14 protein-coding genes and 1 pseudogene are annotated in these 17,795 nt (G+C 64.1%); 2 read left to right on the forward strand and 13 right to left on the reverse strand.

The features are described 5' to 3' along the window. The coding region (locus DUPY_RS28680; protein WP_208600085.1) for a hypothetical protein at positions 1-191 on the forward strand (191 nt) is incomplete at its 5' end. 5 nt (positions 192-196) lie between these two features. Here DUPY_RS28680 and DUPY_RS22040 read toward each other — a convergent pair. Together DUPY_RS22040 and DUPY_RS22045 are read right to left on the reverse strand one after the other, a co-directional pair. Beyond that, entirely contained in the window at positions 197-1,450 is a 1,254-nt protein-coding gene (locus DUPY_RS22040) for a nitronate monooxygenase (RefSeq protein WP_070251118.1), read from the reverse strand. Positions 1,451-1,605: 155 nt separating this feature from the next. Continuing rightward, positions 1,606-2,091, reverse strand: a complete 486-nt coding sequence (locus tag DUPY_RS22045; protein ID WP_019924851.1) for a YajQ family cyclic di-GMP-binding protein — start codon at positions 2,089-2,091, stop codon at positions 1,606-1,608. A 156-nt stretch (positions 2,092-2,247) separates the two neighbouring features. Between DUPY_RS22045 and murB the strand changes: the two genes are divergently transcribed. Beyond that, positions 2,248-3,276 (forward strand): UDP-N-acetylmuramate dehydrogenase, encoded by a 1,029-nt coding sequence (gene murB, locus DUPY_RS22050; protein ID WP_070251120.1) that lies wholly within the window; start codon positions 2,248-2,250, stop codon positions 3,274-3,276. Between the two features lie 110 nt (positions 3,277-3,386). On the opposite strand, the gene ppnP is transcribed toward murB, so the two are convergent. The 11 genes and pseudogenes from ppnP to DUPY_RS22105 all read right to left on the reverse strand — a co-directional run bounded on the left by ppnP (position 3,387) and on the right by DUPY_RS22105 (position 17,718). Further along, the gene (gene ppnP, locus DUPY_RS22055) at positions 3,387-3,701 is read right to left on the reverse strand and encodes a pyrimidine/purine nucleoside phosphorylase (protein ID WP_070251122.1); all 315 of its coding nucleotides are present in this window, start codon (positions 3,699-3,701) and stop codon (positions 3,387-3,389) included. Positions 3,702-3,714: 13 nt separating this feature from the next. After that, entirely contained in the window at positions 3,715-4,773 is a 1,059-nt protein-coding gene (locus tag DUPY_RS22060; protein ID WP_070251123.1) for a diguanylate cyclase, read from the reverse strand. 24 nt (positions 4,774-4,797) lie between these two features. Beyond that, the gene (cheB, locus tag DUPY_RS22065; protein ID WP_070251127.1) at positions 4,798-5,847 is read right to left on the reverse strand and encodes a chemotaxis-specific protein-glutamate methyltransferase CheB; all 1,050 of its coding nucleotides are present in this window, start codon (positions 5,845-5,847) and stop codon (positions 4,798-4,800) included. Continuing rightward, a pseudogene (locus DUPY_RS22070) lies at positions 5,844-8,158 on the reverse strand (hybrid sensor histidine kinase/response regulator). Before DUPY_RS22070 ends, cheB begins: the two are co-directional and overlap by 4 nt. Continuing rightward, positions 8,155-8,841, reverse strand: a complete 687-nt coding sequence (locus DUPY_RS22075) for a chemotaxis protein CheW (RefSeq protein WP_070251128.1) — start codon at positions 8,839-8,841, stop codon at positions 8,155-8,157. Before DUPY_RS22075 ends, DUPY_RS22070 begins: the two are co-directional and overlap by 4 nt. A gap of 18 nt (positions 8,842-8,859) precedes the next feature. Next, positions 8,860-10,140, reverse strand: coding sequence for a CheR family methyltransferase (locus tag DUPY_RS22080; protein ID WP_070251129.1), 1,281 nt, complete (start codon positions 10,138-10,140; stop codon positions 8,860-8,862). Next, entirely contained in the window at positions 10,137-10,595 is a 459-nt protein-coding gene (locus tag DUPY_RS22085; protein ID WP_070251130.1) for a chemotaxis protein CheW, read from the reverse strand. Before DUPY_RS22085 ends, DUPY_RS22080 begins: the two co-directional genes overlap by 4 nt. A gap of 5 nt (positions 10,596-10,600) precedes the next feature. Then, on the reverse strand, positions 10,601-12,418 hold the full coding sequence (locus DUPY_RS22090) for a methyl-accepting chemotaxis protein (protein ID WP_070251132.1): 1,818 nt from the start codon (positions 12,416-12,418) through the stop codon (positions 10,601-10,603). 107 nt (positions 12,419-12,525) lie between these two features. Beyond that, positions 12,526-13,758: an argininosuccinate synthase gene (locus DUPY_RS22095; RefSeq protein ID WP_070251134.1), complete on the reverse strand. Its 1,233-nt coding sequence runs from the start codon at positions 13,756-13,758 to the stop codon at positions 12,526-12,528. Positions 13,759-13,791: 33 nt separating this feature from the next. Continuing rightward, positions 13,792-14,721: an ornithine carbamoyltransferase gene (gene argF / locus DUPY_RS22100; protein WP_070251136.1), complete on the reverse strand. Its 930-nt coding sequence runs from the start codon at positions 14,719-14,721 to the stop codon at positions 13,792-13,794. 135 nt (positions 14,722-14,856) lie between these two features. Further along, positions 14,857-17,718: an ATP-binding protein gene (locus DUPY_RS22105; protein WP_070251138.1), complete on the reverse strand. Its 2,862-nt coding sequence runs from the start codon at positions 17,716-17,718 to the stop codon at positions 14,857-14,859. Positions 17,719-17,795: the final 77 nt, after the last annotated feature.

The raw sequence follows: 17,795 nt of genomic DNA on the forward strand, positions 1-17,795 counted from the left end.
AACGACTTTGCGCCGATGATAGTGCTGCAACCAGTGTGAAAGTAGGTTATCGTCAGGCTAGTTATATAGAAAAAGCCCCAACCAGTGATCTGGTTGGGGCTTTTTTGCGTTTACTATCCCTGGAAAATGAAGTCATGAATAAAGACGGGCACAAAAAAAGCGCTTCCGAAGAAGCGCTTTGGTCTGGCTAGTTAATTCAGCCTTCTTTTTCCGGCAGTGCGATCTGGTTGTCCACACTGAACTGGTAGTCCTTGAAAACGTGCTCGGCGGTCAACAGCTGGTACTCGCCGTCGGCCTTCTTGTGCGTGGTGTCCTTCAGGCGGTACGTGTAGTGGCCGCAGGTCCAGCAGTTGAAGTTGCGCATGTGCGTGCACAGGCAGGTCTTGTCCATTACCGACACCACTTTCAGCTCGGGGTGAGCCGCTACTTCACGGTTGTACGAGTTGATATAGGCGCAGTTGCCGGTCGCGTCGAGCAGGTAGCCATACGATTCGCAGCCAGGACGGATGCCGGCGCCGATCGCTGGCGTGCTCTTGAGCATACGCATCGGGTAGCCGGTAGGCGAGACGCCGTTGACGATGATGTCGTCCTCGGTGGCGCGGATGTATTCCTGCTTGACCTTGGCCGGCAGGCCGCATTCGTTGGTGATGGTGAAGCGCGTAGCCACCTGCACGCCTGCTGCGCCGGCCTCCAGGAAGCTGACGGCGTCGCTGCCGGTGAAGATGCCGCCAGCGGCGATCAGCGGAATGTCGAGGTTCTCGGTCTTCAGGTAAGCCAGCAGTTCCCTGGTGATGGTCATCAGGTCGTAGTCGGCCCAGTCCATGCCAAAGCCCAGGTGGCCGCCGGCCAGCGGGCCTTCGACGATGATGAAGTCGGGCAGTCGGTCGAGCTTGGCGTTCTTGCGCAGGAAGATCTGCAGCGCGCGTACCGACGACACAATGATGCCCAGCTTGGCTTCACGGAAGCGCGGGTGGTCGGCCATCAGCGCGAAGGAGCCGAAGTGCAGGCCGGCCGACAGCGTGATGCCATCGATGCCGGCGTCGAGGGCTGCGTTTAGGCGGGTGCGCAGGGTTTCGCGCGGACCATTCATGGTCAGCTTTTCCATGCAGTTCACGAAGATCAAGCCGGGGCCCTGCTTGGCTTCCATGGTCTTGCCAATGTGCAAGCGTTGGGCCTCGGCCAGGCGCTCGAGGTCGAATTGCACCACCGATTTGTCCGAATTATTGATGTTGAACTTGTAGAGCTTGGTTTTATCCTTGACGAAGCTGGTATCGAAACGACGGTCCGATACGTCTTCCACCATGGCGTCCGAGATATGGCCGATGCCGCCCAGGCGCGCGGTTTCCAGCGCCAGTTCCGACGTCGAAATATCGACACCCATTCCGCCGACCATGATGGGCACGTATTCGTTATTGCCAAATCGCAGGCGGAAATCATCAACACGTTTCATTGCTATCCTTAGACTACCGAAGTTGTTGCCGGCGCTGGATGCTGCCGGCGGTATGCAGAGAGTTTGATTGCGCGGTAGCAGCGGGCGCGGAGGCTTCATTCTACTCCAGCCGTGCTACAGCCTTGTGACGGCGCGGTGTCAACCGCGCGGCGGGATCAGTCGCGGAAGTTGTTGAACTCCAGCGGCATGTCCGGCACATCCTTGCGCAGCATGGCCATGGCCGCTTGCAGGTCGTCGCGCTTGGCGCCGGTGACGCGCACCGATTCGCCCTGGATGCTCGCTTGCACCTTCATCTTGCTGTCCTTGATCACGCGCACGATCTTCTTGGCATCGTCGGTCTCGATACCGTTCTTGACCTTGATGACCTGCTTGACCTTGTCGCCGCCGATTTTCTTGATATCGCCGTCTTCCAGGAAGCGGACGTCAACCTTGCGCTTGGCCAATTTGTTGGTCAGCACGTCACGTACCTGGCTCAGCTGGAACTCGGAATCGGCAAAGGCGGTCAGTTCGTTGTCCTTTTGCTCGACCCGCGCGTCGCTGCCCTTGAAATCGAACCGGGTGGTGATTTCCTTGTTGGACTGGTCGACCGCGTTTTTCACTTCGATCATATCGGCTTCAGAAACTACATCAAACGACGGCATGGCTATTTCCTTTTCGTGTGGCATGCAGGCGTGTGCAACAACCCCTGCATCAAAGTCTGACATTTTAACGGACAACAGCACGCAAGCCGCCATATGCCAAGTGGTTTTTTGTGCGTTTCCCTCTATAATCGACTAAATTTATCGGTTTTTTAGTCCATGCAGCCACTCTCATCCGTTCAATATCAATTCCCCCTGCAGTCCCTCAATACTTTCGGCATAGCGGCCCATGCGCACGCGTATTTGCGCGTGACAAATACCGAGCAGTTGATCGGCGTTTATGCAGATGCCCATTGGCGCGCTTTGCCGCGACTGGTTTTGGGGGGCGGCAGCAATGTGCTGCTGACCGGCGATTTCTCAGGCCTGGTATTGCACCTCGCACTCGAGGGAAAACAGGTGGTCGGCGGCAATGAAACCCATCATTTCGTTCGCGCTGCGGCCGGTGAGAACTGGCACGCCTTCGTGCAATGGACCCTGGCCCAGGGGTTGGGCGGACTGGAAAACCTGTCGCTGATACCGGGCACCGTGGGCGCCTCGCCTATTCAGAATATTGGTGCGTACGGGCTGGAAATCAAGGACGTCTTGCACTGCGTGACCGTGTTCGATCCGCGCGATGGCATCACGCGCACCATGAATGCGGCGGCGTGCGGTTTTGCTTACCGCGACAGCGTGTTCAAGCGCGAAGCGGGCCGCGACCTGGTGATCCTGGACGTGACGTTCGCGCTGCCGCGCTCATGGCAGCCGAACCTGCGCTACGCGGAACTGGCGCAGGCCGTGGCCGAACAAGGATACGCCGTGCCGACCGCACAGCAGGTGGCCGACACCGTGATCGCGATCCGCCGCCGCAAGCTGCCCGATCCGGCGGTGATCGGCAATGCCGGCAGCTTCTTCAAGAACCCGGTGGTATCGAGAGCACAGTGCGCAGCGCTGCTCGAGCGTTTTCCGGCGCTGGTACACCATGCGCAGCCCGACGGCAGCGAGAAGCTCGCTGCCGGCTGGCTGATCGATCAATGCGGCTGGAAGGGGCGTAACCTGGGCGCGGCGGGCGTGTACCCGAAACAGGCGCTGGTGCTGGTCAATAACGGTGGCGCCACGGGGGCGGAGGTGGTGGCGCTGGCCCAGGCGATTCAGGCCGATGTGATGGCAAAGTATGGCGTGGCGCTGGAGGCGGAGCCGGTGTTTGTATGATGGCAGATCACAGATTCCATGGATCCCCGCTTTCGCGAGGATGACGTGCCAAGGCCGCAGACTGAAATTCCGTCATCCTCGCGCACGCGGGGATCCATACTGGATATGCTTTAGCCGAAGCTGCAAACGTAGTCCAGGGTTTCGACCGTCTCGATATCGAACGACGAATCACCGACGATGCTGAACTGGTCGCCGGCCGAATAAGTCTTCCACTCTTGTTCACCAGCCAGGCGCACCTTGCACACGCCACTGACCACTTCCATGATTTCCGGCGCGCCGGTGTTGAACTTTAGGGTGGACGGGAAAATCACGCCCACGCTTTTCTTGCTGCCATCGGCAAAGATGATGTTGTGCGAGACGCATTTGCCGTCGAAGTAGACATTGGACTTCTTGACGACGCTGACTTGATCGAATTGAGTACTCATGCTGCTGGTTTCCTTAATGTGATACGGGGAGGGGACCAGGCAGCTGGGCCGCGCTTTGGACGCGGTTGCGGCCCGCCGTCTTGGCGGCGTACAGCGCCTGGTCGGCGTGCTGGATCAGTTCATCGATGGTCGACTGCGGCGACGGCACCACGCTGGCCACACCGATCGACATCGTCACGCAGGACAGGTCGGTGGTCGCTTGCGGGTTTTCGATGGCTAACTGCTCCAGGTGTCGGCGGCATGACTCGGCCACGATCAGTGCCCCAGCCAATGGTGTCTCCGGCAGGATAATGACGAATTCCTCGCCGCCATAGCGCGCGGCCAGATCGGCCGGGCGCTTCAGGTGTTCGGTCAATACGGCGGCCACTTTCTTGAGGGCGAGGTCGCCCGCCAGGTGGCCGAAGCTGTCGTTATACACCTTGAAAAAATCGACGTCGCACATCAGGATCGTGAGCGGCTTTTTATCGCGCTGCCCGCGCTGCCATTCGATGCGCATGGTGTCGTCGAAGCGGCGGCGGTTGGCGATACCGGTCAGGGCGTCGAGCGCGGCCAGTTTTTGCAGTTCGATATTGGCGTCGGCCAGGCTTTTCTGGCTCTCGCGCAGGAAGCGGAACGCCTGGTCGCGCTGCAGGCGGCTGATATGCGCGCCCGAGTGGTAGCGCACGCGCGCCAGCAGCTCGAGCTTGTCGGGCAGCTTGACCATGTAGTCGTTGGCGCCGGTGGCAAAGCTGTGCGCCTTGAGCTTGGGGTCTTCCTTGGCCGACAACACGATCACCGGCACATGGCGCAGCGACTCGTCACCGCGATACAGCTGGATCAGGCCGAAACCGTCGATAGACGGCATCACCAGGTCTTGCAGGATCACGGTCGGTTGCAGCTGCACTGCGGTTTGCGCCGCCAGCGTGGCGTCGGTGACGTAATGGAATTCGATATCGGGCTGGTCGCTCAACATGCGCCGCACGGCTTCGACGATGATCAGCTGGTCGTCTACCAGCAGCACCCGGACCTTGAAGGCGGTGAGCGCCTGTTCGGGATCGAATGGGGCTGCGGCGATTGCGGGTGCTTCGGACATCGATACTCTCTTTCTCGCAGCCCGCTACGTGCGGCTGCCCAATGTGCTGCGCAGGACCGGTCCGATCCGCGTCAGCGGTAAAATCATTTGCGCCGCATCGAGTTCGGCGGCGGCGCGCGGCATGCCGTAGACGGCGCTGCTGGCCTGGTCCTGGGCGATGGTCAGATAGCCAGCGCGGCGCATCGCCAGCAAGCCCTCGGCGCCGTCGCGGCCCATGCCGGTCAACAGCACGCCCACCGCCACGCCTTTCCAGCGCTGCGCCACGCAGTGGAAGAACACATCGACCGACGGCCGGTATGCATAGTCCTTGGGGTTGGCATCGTAACGCAAGCGCAGATTCTGATCCAGCGTCAGGTGGTCGTTGCTCTTGGCGATGAGGACCACGCCAGCTGCCAGCTCGTCGCCTTCTTCGGCGGTACGCACCGGCATGTCGAGCTGCTCGCCGAGCCAGCGCGCGAAGTTGTTGGCGAAGTGCTCGTCGATGTGCTGCACCACCACCACCGCGCAGCCGCGTGGCGCCACCCAGCCGGCCAGCATCTTGGAGACTGCCACCGGCCCGCCGGTGGAGGCGCCAATGGCCAGCAGCGAGGTGACCGGCACCGCTGCATCGGCATTGTCCGCCACGGCCGCCGGGTTGCTGCCGGCGATCGACGTGCGCGGCGCCATGGCCTGGTTGCCGCCGCTGTGGCGTATCAGCTTGTCCATGGTGCGGATCTTGGCCAGCAGTTCGGAGTCGCCACCGGGCTGGCCTTGCAGCACCGGCGTGGCGGTGACGTCGAGCGCACCCGCGCCCAGCGCCCGGAATACCTGGTTGACGTTGTCCTGCGGCCGGCCGGTGACGATCAGGATCGCGCACGGGCTCTGTTCCATGATCTTGCGGGTCGCTTCCACGCCGTCGAGCTCCGGCATGTTGAGGTCCATGAGGATCAGGTCGGGCCGGTTTTCCGCGCACATGCGCACCGCCTCCGCGCCAGTGCGGGCGATCCAGAGCACCTGGTGTTCGGCGGTGCTGGCCACCACGCGCCGCAGCGCTTCGGCTGCCATGGCGACATCGTTGGCGATGGCGATTTTCATCTGTGGGCGTCTCCAATCAGGTCGCTGACAGCATCGAGCAGCGTCTCGTCGTGGAAGCTGCCCTTGGTCAGATAATAGTCTGCGCCGGCCGACAGTCCGCGTGCGCGGTCCTCCGGCCGATCTTTATAAGAGACTATCATGACTGGCAGCTTGTGGAGGTGGATATCCTTCTTGATCAGTGCGACCAGCTCGATTCCGTCCATGCGCGGCATGTCCACGTCGGTGATCACCAGGTCGTATTCGCCGCTGCGCACCACGTTCCAGCCGTCGATGCCGTCGATTGCGATATCGACCAAAAAGCCCCGGCTTTGCAGCAGCTTGCGTTCCATTTCGCGCACCGTGAGCGAATCGTCCACCACCAGCACGCGCTTGGTCTTGCGGCGCTCGGTGTGGTCGGCGCGCGTAAGCTGGTGCAGGCCGCCGTCGTGCAGCAGTTTGTCGATCGACAGCAGCAGGTCGGGCACGTCGAGGATCAGTACCGGGTCGCCGTTGTCGAGCAGGGCGGCAGCCGAGATGTCACGCATCTTGCCGAAGATCGGATCGATGGCCTGCACCGCCAGGCTTTGCTCGCCGCTGATCGCATCGACCACCAGCGCATAGCGGCGCGCACCGCTGCCGATCACCACCACCGACAGTTCCTCCGACGACGCATCGGTGTCGCCCAGTTCCAGCACCTGCGCGGCCGACACCAGCCCCAGGTGCTCGCCGCCGAAGTCGAAGAACTGTTTATTTTCCAGCGTGTGAATGGTCGATTGCGGTACCTTGATCACGCGCTCGACCTGCACGATCGGCACCGCGTAAGCCTCGCCCTTCACATCGACCACCAGCGCCCGCACGATCGACTGCGTGAGCGGCAGGGTGATGAATGTGCGGAAACCCACGCCAAGCTCCGACTCGATGCGTACCGTGCCGTTTTGCGAGCGGATGGTTTCGTGGACGATATCGAGCCCCACGCCGCGCCCCGAGATCTCGGTGGTGTTTTCCTTCAGGCTGAAGGCCGGCAGGAACAGGAACTCCATCAGTTCCGCGCCCGACATGGCCGCTGCCATCGGCGCGCTGGCCATCTTGCGGTCGATGACGCGGGCGCGGATTTTTTCCAGGTCCACACCCTTGCCGTCGTCGCTGATCTCGATACTGAGCATGCCGGCGCGGTGTTTCGCCTCGAGCACGATGGTGCCGGCGCCGGGCTTGCCGGCGGCAATGCGTTCCACCGCGCTGTCCATGCCGTGGTCAATGGCGTTGCGCAGCATGTGGTTGAGCGGGCTTTCGATACGGGCCAGGATGTCGCGGTCCACCAGCGTGTCTTCGCCGATGATCTGCAACTGCACGTCCTTGCCGAGGCTGCGGGCCAGGTCGCGCACCATGCGCGGGAATGGCTGCACGCCGTCGCGGAATGGCCGCATGCGCATGGTCAGCACCTCGTCCACCATGCCCTGCGAGACCGCCAGCACGCGCCGCTCGTACGCCTCGGTGTCGGCAATGTGCTCGAGCACGAACTGCTTGAGCGGCTGGGTCTTTTGCAGCGCCAGCAAGGACAGCTCTTTCAGCTTCGGGTCGCTGCTGTTGGAGATGGCCTCGTGCAGCTGCTCGATTACCGTCGCCAGGCTGGCCTGGTTGCGCTTGAAGCGTTGCAGGCTCTGGATGAACGGATGCATCTGGTGGGCGTTGATGCGCGACTCGCTGGCCAGCGACAGCAGCTTGTCGAAGTTCTGCGCCTTGGCGGCGCCGCGCGCCGATCGACCGGCGTTTCCTCGGCCGGCGCCGGCGCCGGCTCGATTGGCAGCTCGCCGACCGGGAACGCCGGCGGCGGCACTGGCACTGGCGCAGTGGCAGGCGCAGCCTGCTGCATCCACCCCATCTCCGCCTGCAAATTGACCGGTTCCGGCAAAAACGCGATGGTGGCGATCGAGTCGAGCGTCTGCCTGATCAGCGTTTCGTTGGCGGCCAGCCAGGCATTGACGCCGCTGTCCTGCAGGCGTGACAGCTGCAGGATCAGGTCCACCCCGGCCAGCAGCACGTCCACCCGGTTGGGTGTGAGCGCCAGCTTGCCATGTTGCGCGGCGATGAAGGCGTCTTCCATGCTGTGCGCCACCTGCACCACCACGTCGAGCCCGACGATGGACGCCGCCCCCTTGATCGAGTGCGCCGCGCGCATCATGGCTTCCACCGCGCCGGCGTCGTTCTTCAGCCGCTCCATGGCCAGCAGGCCGTCGGTGAGGACTTGGGTCTGGCTGTCCGCCTCCATGCGGAACAGGTCCAGCATCGAAAATTGGCTCAGGTCTCCGCCCATGCCGCCGTTATCCTGGCTCATCGCAGCGTCCTCGCAAGTTGGTAGCCGATCAGCGCCGCGTCCAGCACGCCCACGTGCATGTCGGCGATCGAGATCACGCCCGACAAAAAGCGTGACAGCCCCTTGTTGATGGTGGCGGCTGGCGCCTGCACGGCGGCCGTCGCATAGCGCTCGATGCCGTGCAGGTCGGCCACCGGCAGCGCGTACGCCTGGTCTTCCCAGCGGATCAGCAGCAGCCGCGCAAAGGTGTGGCGGTGGTTAGCTGCTTCGCCCTCGCTGTCGTCGATGCCCAGCAGGGCAGCGAGCGACATGCACGGGTACAGGGTGCCACCGACGTTGACGATGCCGGTCAGGCCGCGGTCGGTGCGGTGCGGCAGCCGGTGCGGCTTCGCTTCCGGCGCCACGGCCACGAACAACTTGGTCGGCAGCGACAGCCATTCGCGACCGATGCGAAACACCAGGCACGAGGCGTCCAGCGCCTGGGTGTCGATGGCGGGCTGGCGGAAGTGCGCCGCCCATTCAGCCTTGTAGCCGGCGCCCACCGCGCGCTGCAGATTGCGCTGGGCGGCGCTGGCGTACACCTCGCAGTTACGGCAGTGAATGTGCTGCGCCAGCTTCTCGCAGGTCTGGTTGCCGGCCACGCCGATGCGGTTCCAGCAATCGTCGATTTCAATCGCATCGGCGGGGACTAAGGTGGTCGTCATGTCGGGGCGCCCTTGTTCTTAAGATGCCTGCTGGCGTTTGTAGATGCGGGCGGCGCGCGCCTTGAGCGCGCTAGCGGTGGCCGCGTCGCCACTGGTGTCGGCCAGCAGCGCCAGGTGGCACAGCGCTTCGTAGTGGTCGGGCTGCAGGTAGATGCAGCGCTTCCAGTAGTCCTGCGCCTGCACATGCTTGTTCGTCAGCTCGTTGATCAGGCCGAGGATGAAATACGCCTCGGCCGACTCCGGGTGCTGCGCCAGGTGGTCGCGGCAATCGCGCTCGGCTTCCTTCAACTGGCCCAGGTCGGCCAGGCGGCGGGCGCCGGCCAGCAGGTCGCGGCTTGGGGCCGGCCTGGCAGCTGGCGCCTTGACGACAGCGGCAGCGGGGCGCTTCAAGGTCGTGGCAGTGGCAGTGGCAGGCGCAGGCGCAGGCGTTGCCGCCACCGGCATGGCCGGACGCGCAATCCGCACCGTAGGCGCAGGCACAGCGGGAGCCGTCACCACGCGCGCCTTCTTGCGCGCGGCCGCCTCCGCATCCTTGATCAACCCAAACGCCTGCGCGTACGGCAGCGGTGCGAAGCCGTTGGCGCACAGCGACGGCACTTCGGCATAGCCGACGAACAGCAGGCCATCGCGCTTGAGCATGGTGTCGAGATTGCGGATGGCGGCACTGGTGGTAGGCTTGTCGAAGTAGATCAGCAGGTTGCGGCAAAAGATCACGTCATAAAAGCCGGCGCGCCTGGCCATGGTCATTTCCAGCACGTTCCCCTGGTGGAAGCGTACCTGCTTGCGCACCGCGTCGCTGATGCGCCAGGCGTCCTTGCCATCTTCACTGAAGTGACGCTCCCGGAACGCCAGGTCCTGGTTGCGAAAGGCATTGCGGCCATAGACGCCGGTCTTGGCGCGCGCCACGCACACCGGGCTGATGTCGAAGGCATCGACCATGAAACGGTCGGCCGGAATGCCGGCGTCGAGCAGCACCATCGCCATCGTGTACGGCTCCTCCCCGCCGGCGCACGGCAGCGACAGCACGTGGAACAGGCGGTTCGGTTCGACCAGCGTCTGCTGTTTCAGGTAGTCGGCGGTGGCGTGAAAGGCCTGCTGGTCGCGGTAGAACCACGATTCCGGCACCACCACCAGTTCCACCAGCGCCGTCAGTTCTTCCGGCGTCATGCGGCCCAGGTAATCGTCGGTATCGAGCGCGCCGCTGGAGACCACGCGCGCGCGGATGGCGCGGTCGACGACCTGCTTCGACAGGTTCAACCCGGTCGCCGCGCGCAGCATGATCTGGGCCGGCGTGGTCATGGCAGGTCGCCAGCGTTGGGAAAGAGCGCAATGCGCAGCGCCGGCGTGAGCAGCTGCTCGAGCTCCACCAGTTGCAACATGCCGCGCCCGTCGCCGGCCACCTGGCCCAGGAACGGCGCTGCCTTGACGCCGCTCTCGGTCAACTGGTCGTCACGCACTTCCTGCACGCCCTGCACGCGCTCGGCGCGCAACCCCAGCAAGTGCACGGTGCCTTCGGGCGCGCGGTAGTCGGCCACGATGATGCGCGTGTCGAAATGGTCGGCGCCTGGCGGCAGGCCGCTGGCCAGGCACAGGTCCACCACCGGCACCGAGGCGCCGTGGTAGTCCATCAGCCCCACCACCGGCGCTGGCGTCAGCGGCAGGTGTTTGAGGTCGAGCAGCGGCACCACGCGCACCACGTCGCGCAGGCGCAAGCCATAGCGGTCGGCGCCGATGTGAAAGACAAGCAGTTTCATCGCGCTCAGACTGCGACGGCGAAGTTGGCCACGCTGGTCTGCAGGTCGCCGGCCGCGTATTGCAGCTGGTGGACCGCTTCGCTGGTGGCCTTGAGCGACTCCACCGTTTGCTGGGTGGCGTCGTTCAGCTGCATCATGGTGGCGCTGATCTGCTCTGCGCCCACCGCCTGCGACTGCATCCCTTGCAGCACGGCGTCGAATTGCGGCGCCAGTTTCTGCACCTGGTCCATCACGCCGGAAAGCTGGTCGGTGACCTGGCGCACTTCGCCCACGCTGCGGCGGATCTCTTCCGAGAACTTGTCCATGCCCATCACGCTGGCCGATACCGCCGACTGCATTTCCTTGAGCATCTGCTCGATGTCCCAGGTGGAGACCGAGGTCTGGTCGGCCAGGCGCCGGATTTCGGTGGCCACGACCGAGAAGCCGCGACCCGCTTCGCCGGCCTTTTCCGCCTCGATGGCGGCGTTGAGCGAGAGGATATTGGTCTGGTCGGCCACCTTGGTAATGGTGATCAGCACGCTGTTGATGTTCGAGGCCTTTTCCGACAGCGCGGCCAGCTTGGCGTTGATCGAATCGGTGGCGCTGACCATGTGCTGCATGGTGCTGTCCATGCGGCGCAGGTTGCCCTGGGCGTCGGCGGTGGCGGTGGTGGTGTAGTCCGCCACGGCCGTGGCTTCTTCCATGGTTTTGAGCAGTTGCGAGGCATTGGCCGAGATTTCCTTGGTGGTGCTGAGAATTTCCACGCTGGTTTGCGCCTGTTCGATGCCGGTCGCTTCCTGCTGCTTGGCCGAGGCGGCGATTTCGGTGGCCGACGTGGTGACCTGGATGCCGGCCTTTTGCACGTTGTTGAGCAGCGCACGCAGGTTTTCGAACATGCGGTCGAGGCCTTGCGCCAGCTGGCCGATGGCGTCGGTGCCGGTCACTTCGATGGTGCCGGTCAGATCGCCCGAAGCGGCTTTCGACACCACGCCCAGCAGCGCATCGACCTTGGCGCGCAGCTCGTCGCCCACGGCTTTTTCCTTGGCCTGGCTGTCCTCGATCGACTGCGCCATGCGGTTGAATTCCTCGGTGACCTTGCCCAGTTCATCGTTGGCCAGCACCTCGGCGCGCGCACCCTGGTCGCCGCGGGCGATGCGGCCGACGGCGGATGTGAGGTTCGACAGCGGATTGGTGAGCGAGGCGACCAGCAGCCAGGCCACCAGGGCGCCCAGCAGCACGCAGGCCATGCCGCCCACCGTGATCACCAGCCGCATGCTTTCCTGCAGGCTGGCCGAAGCGGCCGAGCGCACGCCAAGCAGCCGGTGCTCCTCGGTGGTGGCGTCGTTCATGAATTTATAGATCTCGCCGATCGCGGAATTGCTGGTGCCGGCCAGTTGCGGCGTGCGTCCCATGGCATCGGCGGCGCCGGGCTTGTCGCCCATTTGTTCGCGCATGACCAGCTGCGATTCGATCACGTCCTTGCTCCAGGCATTGATCATGGCTTCCAGCTTGCTGAAACGGGTGGCCTGTTCAGGATTGTCGCGGGTGAGCTTTTGCAGGGTCTGGATCGATTCCGGAATGTCGCGCTGTTCCTTGCGGGTGCGCTCGAGGCGCGTGGTGTTGCCGGTGAGGTAATAGCCGCGTGCTTCCACCTGCACTTGCAGCAGGTCGTTGCGCAAGCCGTCGATGGCCTGGATCACGTCCATCGTGTGGCGGTCCCACTGGTTGGCTTCGGAGAGACTATTGAAACGGTTGTAGGCGATGATCAAGAGCGCCAGGATGATGGCCAGGATGGCGCCGAAGCCCAGGTATAGTTTGCGTTTGATGCTCAAGTCTTTAAACATGGTTTCTCCGAGGCGCCGATAGATGGTGTCGCATTGTCCCATGGTAATGGTGCAGGAACAAAAAAAAAGCCGCTCAGCGAGCGGCTTTTCATGGGGCGGTCCGTTGTTTATTGGCCGCGCTTGAGGCGTGCGTTGGCGGCGATGCGCAGGCGCAGGGCATTCAGCTTGATGAAGCCGCCGGCGTCGGCCTGGTTGTAGGCGCCGCCGTCTTCGTCGAAGGTGGCGATGTTCATATCGAACAGCGAGTCGGTCTTCGAGTCGCGCGACACGACGATCACATTGCCCTTGTACAGTTTTACGCGTACCCAGCCGTTGACGGTCGCTTGCGTGTGGTCGATCAGCGTTTGCAGCGCCACGCGCTCCGGCGCCCACCAGTAGCCGTTGTAGATCAGCGAGGCGTAGCGTGGCATCAGGTCGTCCTTCAGGTGGGCCACTTCGCGGTCCAGCGTGATCGACTCGATGGCGCGGTGGCCCTTGAGCATGATGGTGCCGCCCGGGGTTTCGTAGCAGCCGCGCGATTTCATGCCGACGTAGCGGTTTTCCACCAGGTCGAGGCGGCCGATGCCGTGCTTGCCGCCGAGGCGATTGAGTTCGGTCAGCACGGTGGCCGGCGACATGCGCACGCCATTCAGCGCCACGATGTCGCCTTTTTCGTATTCCAGGTCCAGGTATTCCGCCTGATCGGGCGCCGCTTCAGGGCTCACGCTCCAGCGCCACATCGATTCCTCGGCTTCAGCGCTCGGGTTTTCCAGGTGACGGCCTTCGAACGAGATGTGCAGCAGGTTGGCGTCCATCGAGTACGGCGCGCCACCGTTCTTGTGTTTCATGTCGATGGCGATGCCCGCGTCTTCCGCGTACTTCAGCAGTTTTTCACGCGACAGCAGGTCCCACTCGCGCCATGGGGCGATCACTTTCACGCCGGGTTTCAAAGCATAGGCGCCCAGTTCGAAGCGCACCTGGTCGTTGCCCTTGCCGGTGGCGCCGTGCGAGATGGCGTCGGCGCCGGTCTCGTTGGCGATTTCGATCAGGCGCTTGGCGATCAGTGGGCGAGCGATGGAAGTACCCAGCAGGTATTCGCCTTCGTACACGGTATTGGCGCGGAACATCGGGAACACGAAGTCGCGCACGAATTCTTCGCGTACGTCGTCGATGTAGATGTTCTCCGGCTTGATGCCGAACTTGATCGCCTTGGCGCGCGCCGGCTCCAGTTCTTCGCCCTGGCCCAGGTCGGCCGTGAAGGTGACGATTTCGCACTGGTAGTTATCCTGCAGCCATTTGAGGATGACGGAGGTATCGAGGCCGCCCGAGTAGGCGAGGACTACTTTTTTAATATCGCTCATGCTTGATTCCAGGTGTGTGAATTGATTGATTGTTTATGCGGGAGTGTCGAGGCGGCCCAGCAGCAGGTACTCGATCAGCGCCTTCTGGATGTGCAGGCGGTTCTCGGCTTCGTCCCAGACCACCGATTGCGGTCCGTCGATGACTTCCGCCGCCACTTCCTCGCCACGGTGGGCGGGCAGGCAGTGCATGAACAGTGCGTCGGGTGCGGCGCGGGCCATCTTGGCGCCATCGACGATCCAGCCGTCGAATGCTTTCAGGCGCGCGGCGTTTTCTTCTTCGTAGCCCATGCTGGTCCACACGTCGGTGTTGACCAGGTGCGCGCTGGCGCAGGCGTCGGACGGGTTGGCGAAGAACGTGTAGCGGTCGGTGGAAACGAGCGACATGTCCATGTCGTAGCCCTTGGGCGTGGACACGTTGACGTGGAAGCCGAATACCTCGGCCGCCTGCAGCCACGAGTACAGCATGTTGTTGGCGTCGCCGATCCACGCCACCGTCTTGCCGGTGATCGGGCCGCGGTGCTCGTAGAACGTGAAGATGTCGGCAAACACCTGGCACGGGTGGTGCTCGTTGGTCAGGCCGTTAATTACCGGCACGCGCGAATTGGCAGCGAAGCGCTCGATGATGTCCTGGCCGAAGGTGCGCACCATGATGATGTCGCACATGCGGCTCATGACCTGGCCCGCGTCTTCCACCGGCTCGCCGCGTCCCAGTTGGCTGTCGCGCGTGTTGAGGTAGATGGCGGCGCCGCCCAGCTGGTGCATGCCGGCTTCGAACGACAGGCGGGTACGGGTGGAGTTTTTCTCGAAGACCATCACCAGGGTGCGGTCGATCAGCGGATGGTAAATCTCGTAGTTCTTGAACTTGCGCTTGATGAGGTGCGCGCGTTCGATCACGTACTCGTATTCTTCCAGCGTGAAGTCGGAAAACTGCAGGTAATGCTTGATCTGTTTTTGGATAGGCATAGTGGCAACTGGCAGGTGAGCTGGCCTGGGACTCGATACCCGGCCGGCTGAACCGGTCAATTATAAAGGCAATTCAAACAATATGGCCCGTTTACGGCCGATCCACGAAAGATTGTGCTGGTAATCCAGCCCCTTTCAGTGATAGATCTGCGCTGCTGCCGGTCCCCGTGCGGCGGGCGCCACCAGCGGCAGGTCCAGCGTGAACACGGTGCCGGCCGCCGAACTGCGCACCGTGATCTGCCCGCCCAGCAGCGACGTGACGATGTTGTAACTGATCGACAGTCCCAGCCCGCTGCCGCCTTGTCCCAGCTTGGTGGTGAAGAACGGATCGAAGATGCGCGACATATTGGCCGGCGCGATGCCGCCGCCGTTATCGCCGAACACCAGCTGCACCCGGCCCGGTGCGTCAATGGCAGTGGAAGCGTGCAGCCACATGCGGCCCGCCGCGTCCTTGTCGAATGCGTGCAGCAGCGCGTTGTTGATGAAGTTGGCGATCACCTGGCCCAGCGGACCGGGGTAGCTGTCCATGGCGATATGCGGCGGCACGTCGGTCTCGATGCGGTGGCTCGAGGCGCGGATGCGGTTCATCATGGTGGCGATCACTTCACCGGCCACCTGCTGCAGGTCGAAGGCGCGGCGCTGCTCGGTGGTGCGGTCCACCGCCACCTGCTTGAAGCTGTTGACCAGGTCCGCCGCGCTGTTCAAGCCGCGCATCACCAGCTCGTGGGCGCGCGCAGCGTCATCGAGATACGCCGCCAGCTCGGAGCGGCGCAGGCCCGGTCCGCTGACTTGCTGCGCCAGGTCCAGGGTTTTCTGGTGCAGCGTGCTGGCGATCAGCAGGCTGTTGCCGATCGGGGTATTGAGTTCGTGCGCCACGCCGGCCATCAGGGAGCCCAGCGCCGCCAGCTTTTCCTGCGACACCAGCTGGGTTTGCGCATCCTTCAACTGGGCGTAGGCCTGGGCGTTGTCGAGCGCGATGGCGCCGTAGGCGCACAGGGTGCGGAAGATCAGGCGCTCGCGCTCGCGGTAGGCGCGGGCGTTGGAGGCCTGCACCGTCATCACGCCCAGCGTGCGCTCACCGACCACCAGCGGCACGTACAGCGCACACGCCATGAGCAGGGTGCCGGGGGCGAGAAAGATGTCGTCGGGGCCCACGTCTTCCACGTAGATCTCGCGCCGCTCGCGCAGGCAGCGCGCGGCGTTGGCGCGCGGGTTGTCCACGGCGATGGCGTTGTCGGGCAGGGGTTTGCCGTTCTCCACGCCGAAGGCGCGGTTGAGGGTGTCGCAACCGGGATCGCACAGGTAGATGGCAAAGCTGTTGGCCGTCAGCAGCGCCTGCACGTGGCGGTTGATCGCCTTGAACACGGCGTTGGCGTCGAGGTGGGTGGTGATCTCCTGGCCGATGGCGGACAGGCGCTCGAGCGTGGCGGTGGTCTGTTGCAGCACGCGGGCGCGGCGCGCCTCGGACGCGGCCAGTTCGCGGTGGTGCTGGCCGTCGGCACGCGCGCGTTCGGTCTGCTGGTGCACCTGCATGGCGATGGCGCGGTTGGTCGCTTCGCGGCTGTGGGTGGTGCGGCGCGCAGCCGCTGCCGCCTGTGCCGATTCGTAGGCGCGCTGGTACTGGCCGGTTTGCGCGTATTCGTGCGCCAGCGTCTCCAGCAGGTCGCCCGGCAGCGTATAGCCTTCGATATGCGCGGCCAGGGCCAGCGCCTGGTGCAGGTAATGCAGGGTGGCGTTCCGCTCGGTCATGCCGGGCGGCGGCGGCAGCGCGTGGCGGGTGTGGATCACCGACAGCACGCGCAGCGTGCGCACATGGTTGTTCAGGTTGGACTGCGCCTCGGCCAGCGCGATGGCGTCTTCCGCCACCGCCAATGCTTCCTGCGGCCGGTCGAGGAAGCACAGCGCGTGCGCCTGGCCGCGCCGGGCCGCGCACATCAGATCGGCGTGACGCAGGCGCGCGGCGCTGTCCTGCAACTGGCGGAAGGACTCGAGCGCGGCGGCGTAGGCGCCGGTGTCGAGTTGCAGGTCGCCCTGGAACTGCAGCGCGGTGGCGTAGCTGCGGGCCTCGCGCAGTGGCGTCAGCACATCGAAGGCTTCGTCGAGCAGGGCGGCGCTGGCCTCGAGCTGGCCCAGGCGGCGCATGGTGTCGGCGGTATGCGTGAGGCACACGCCGATGCTGCGCGGCCAGTTGGTCGGGCGTGCCATCTCCAGCGCGCGCTGCATCCATTCGAGCGCGGCGCGGTGGTCGTTGAGGTTGGTGAAATCGATGCCGATGTTGATGGCGGCGGTAATCGCCGCGCGCAACTGGCCGCTCACGCGCGCCGCCTCGTACACGCGGGCGAAATGGCCGGCTGCCGTGCCATAGTTGCTGCCCTGGGTGGCGGCGGTGCCAAAAAAGTCCAGCACCCATACCGCCAGCGCCGGATGCAGCTGGGCCGGATCGAGCGTTGCGAAGCGGTCCGACCAGCGTGCTTCGGCCGTGCAGCGGTTTTCCATCACCGCCCAGCGCGCGATGGCTGCCTCGGCGCAGGTGGCGCGCAGTTCGTCAGTCTCCTCCGCGCCCACGCCGGGCCGGCGCGCAATGGCGATCATGTGTTCGAGGTGTGTATTGCCGCGCTGGTGGTCGCCGCTATCGATGGCGATCCAGGCGCGCAGCCAGCGGGTGTCGGCCACGCCGCGCCAGTCGCCGCAGGCCAGCATCTGGGCGCCGATCTCGATGGCCATGCGCTCGGCGGCAGCGAGTTCACCGGCCAGCCAGGCCGCTTCGGCCGCCACCAGCTCCAGCCGCGCGGCAGTGGCCGACAGGTCGGGCGGCGCCAGGCCGGCGGCGAACAGCAGCACCAGCCCCTCGCGGGCCAGGGCCACGGCGCGCGCGCTGTCGCGCTGGCGCAAGTGCCAGGCCAGCGGCACCAGCACCGCCAGCCGCTCGGCGCCGGAAAGGCGCAGCAGCACGGTTTCCCATTGGGCTACTTCGTCGTCGAGTACAAACAAGTCCATCGCGATCCCTTAGAACTTTACCTGCCGCGCAGCGAGGGTGGGCTGCCTGCGTTGGTATTGCTACCGAGAATTATAGA

Origin of the sequence: Duganella phyllosphaerae (genome assembly GCF_001758785.1) — a bacterium.
Taxonomy (GTDB): Bacteria; Pseudomonadota; Gammaproteobacteria; order Burkholderiales; family Burkholderiaceae_D; genus Rugamonas; species Rugamonas phyllosphaerae.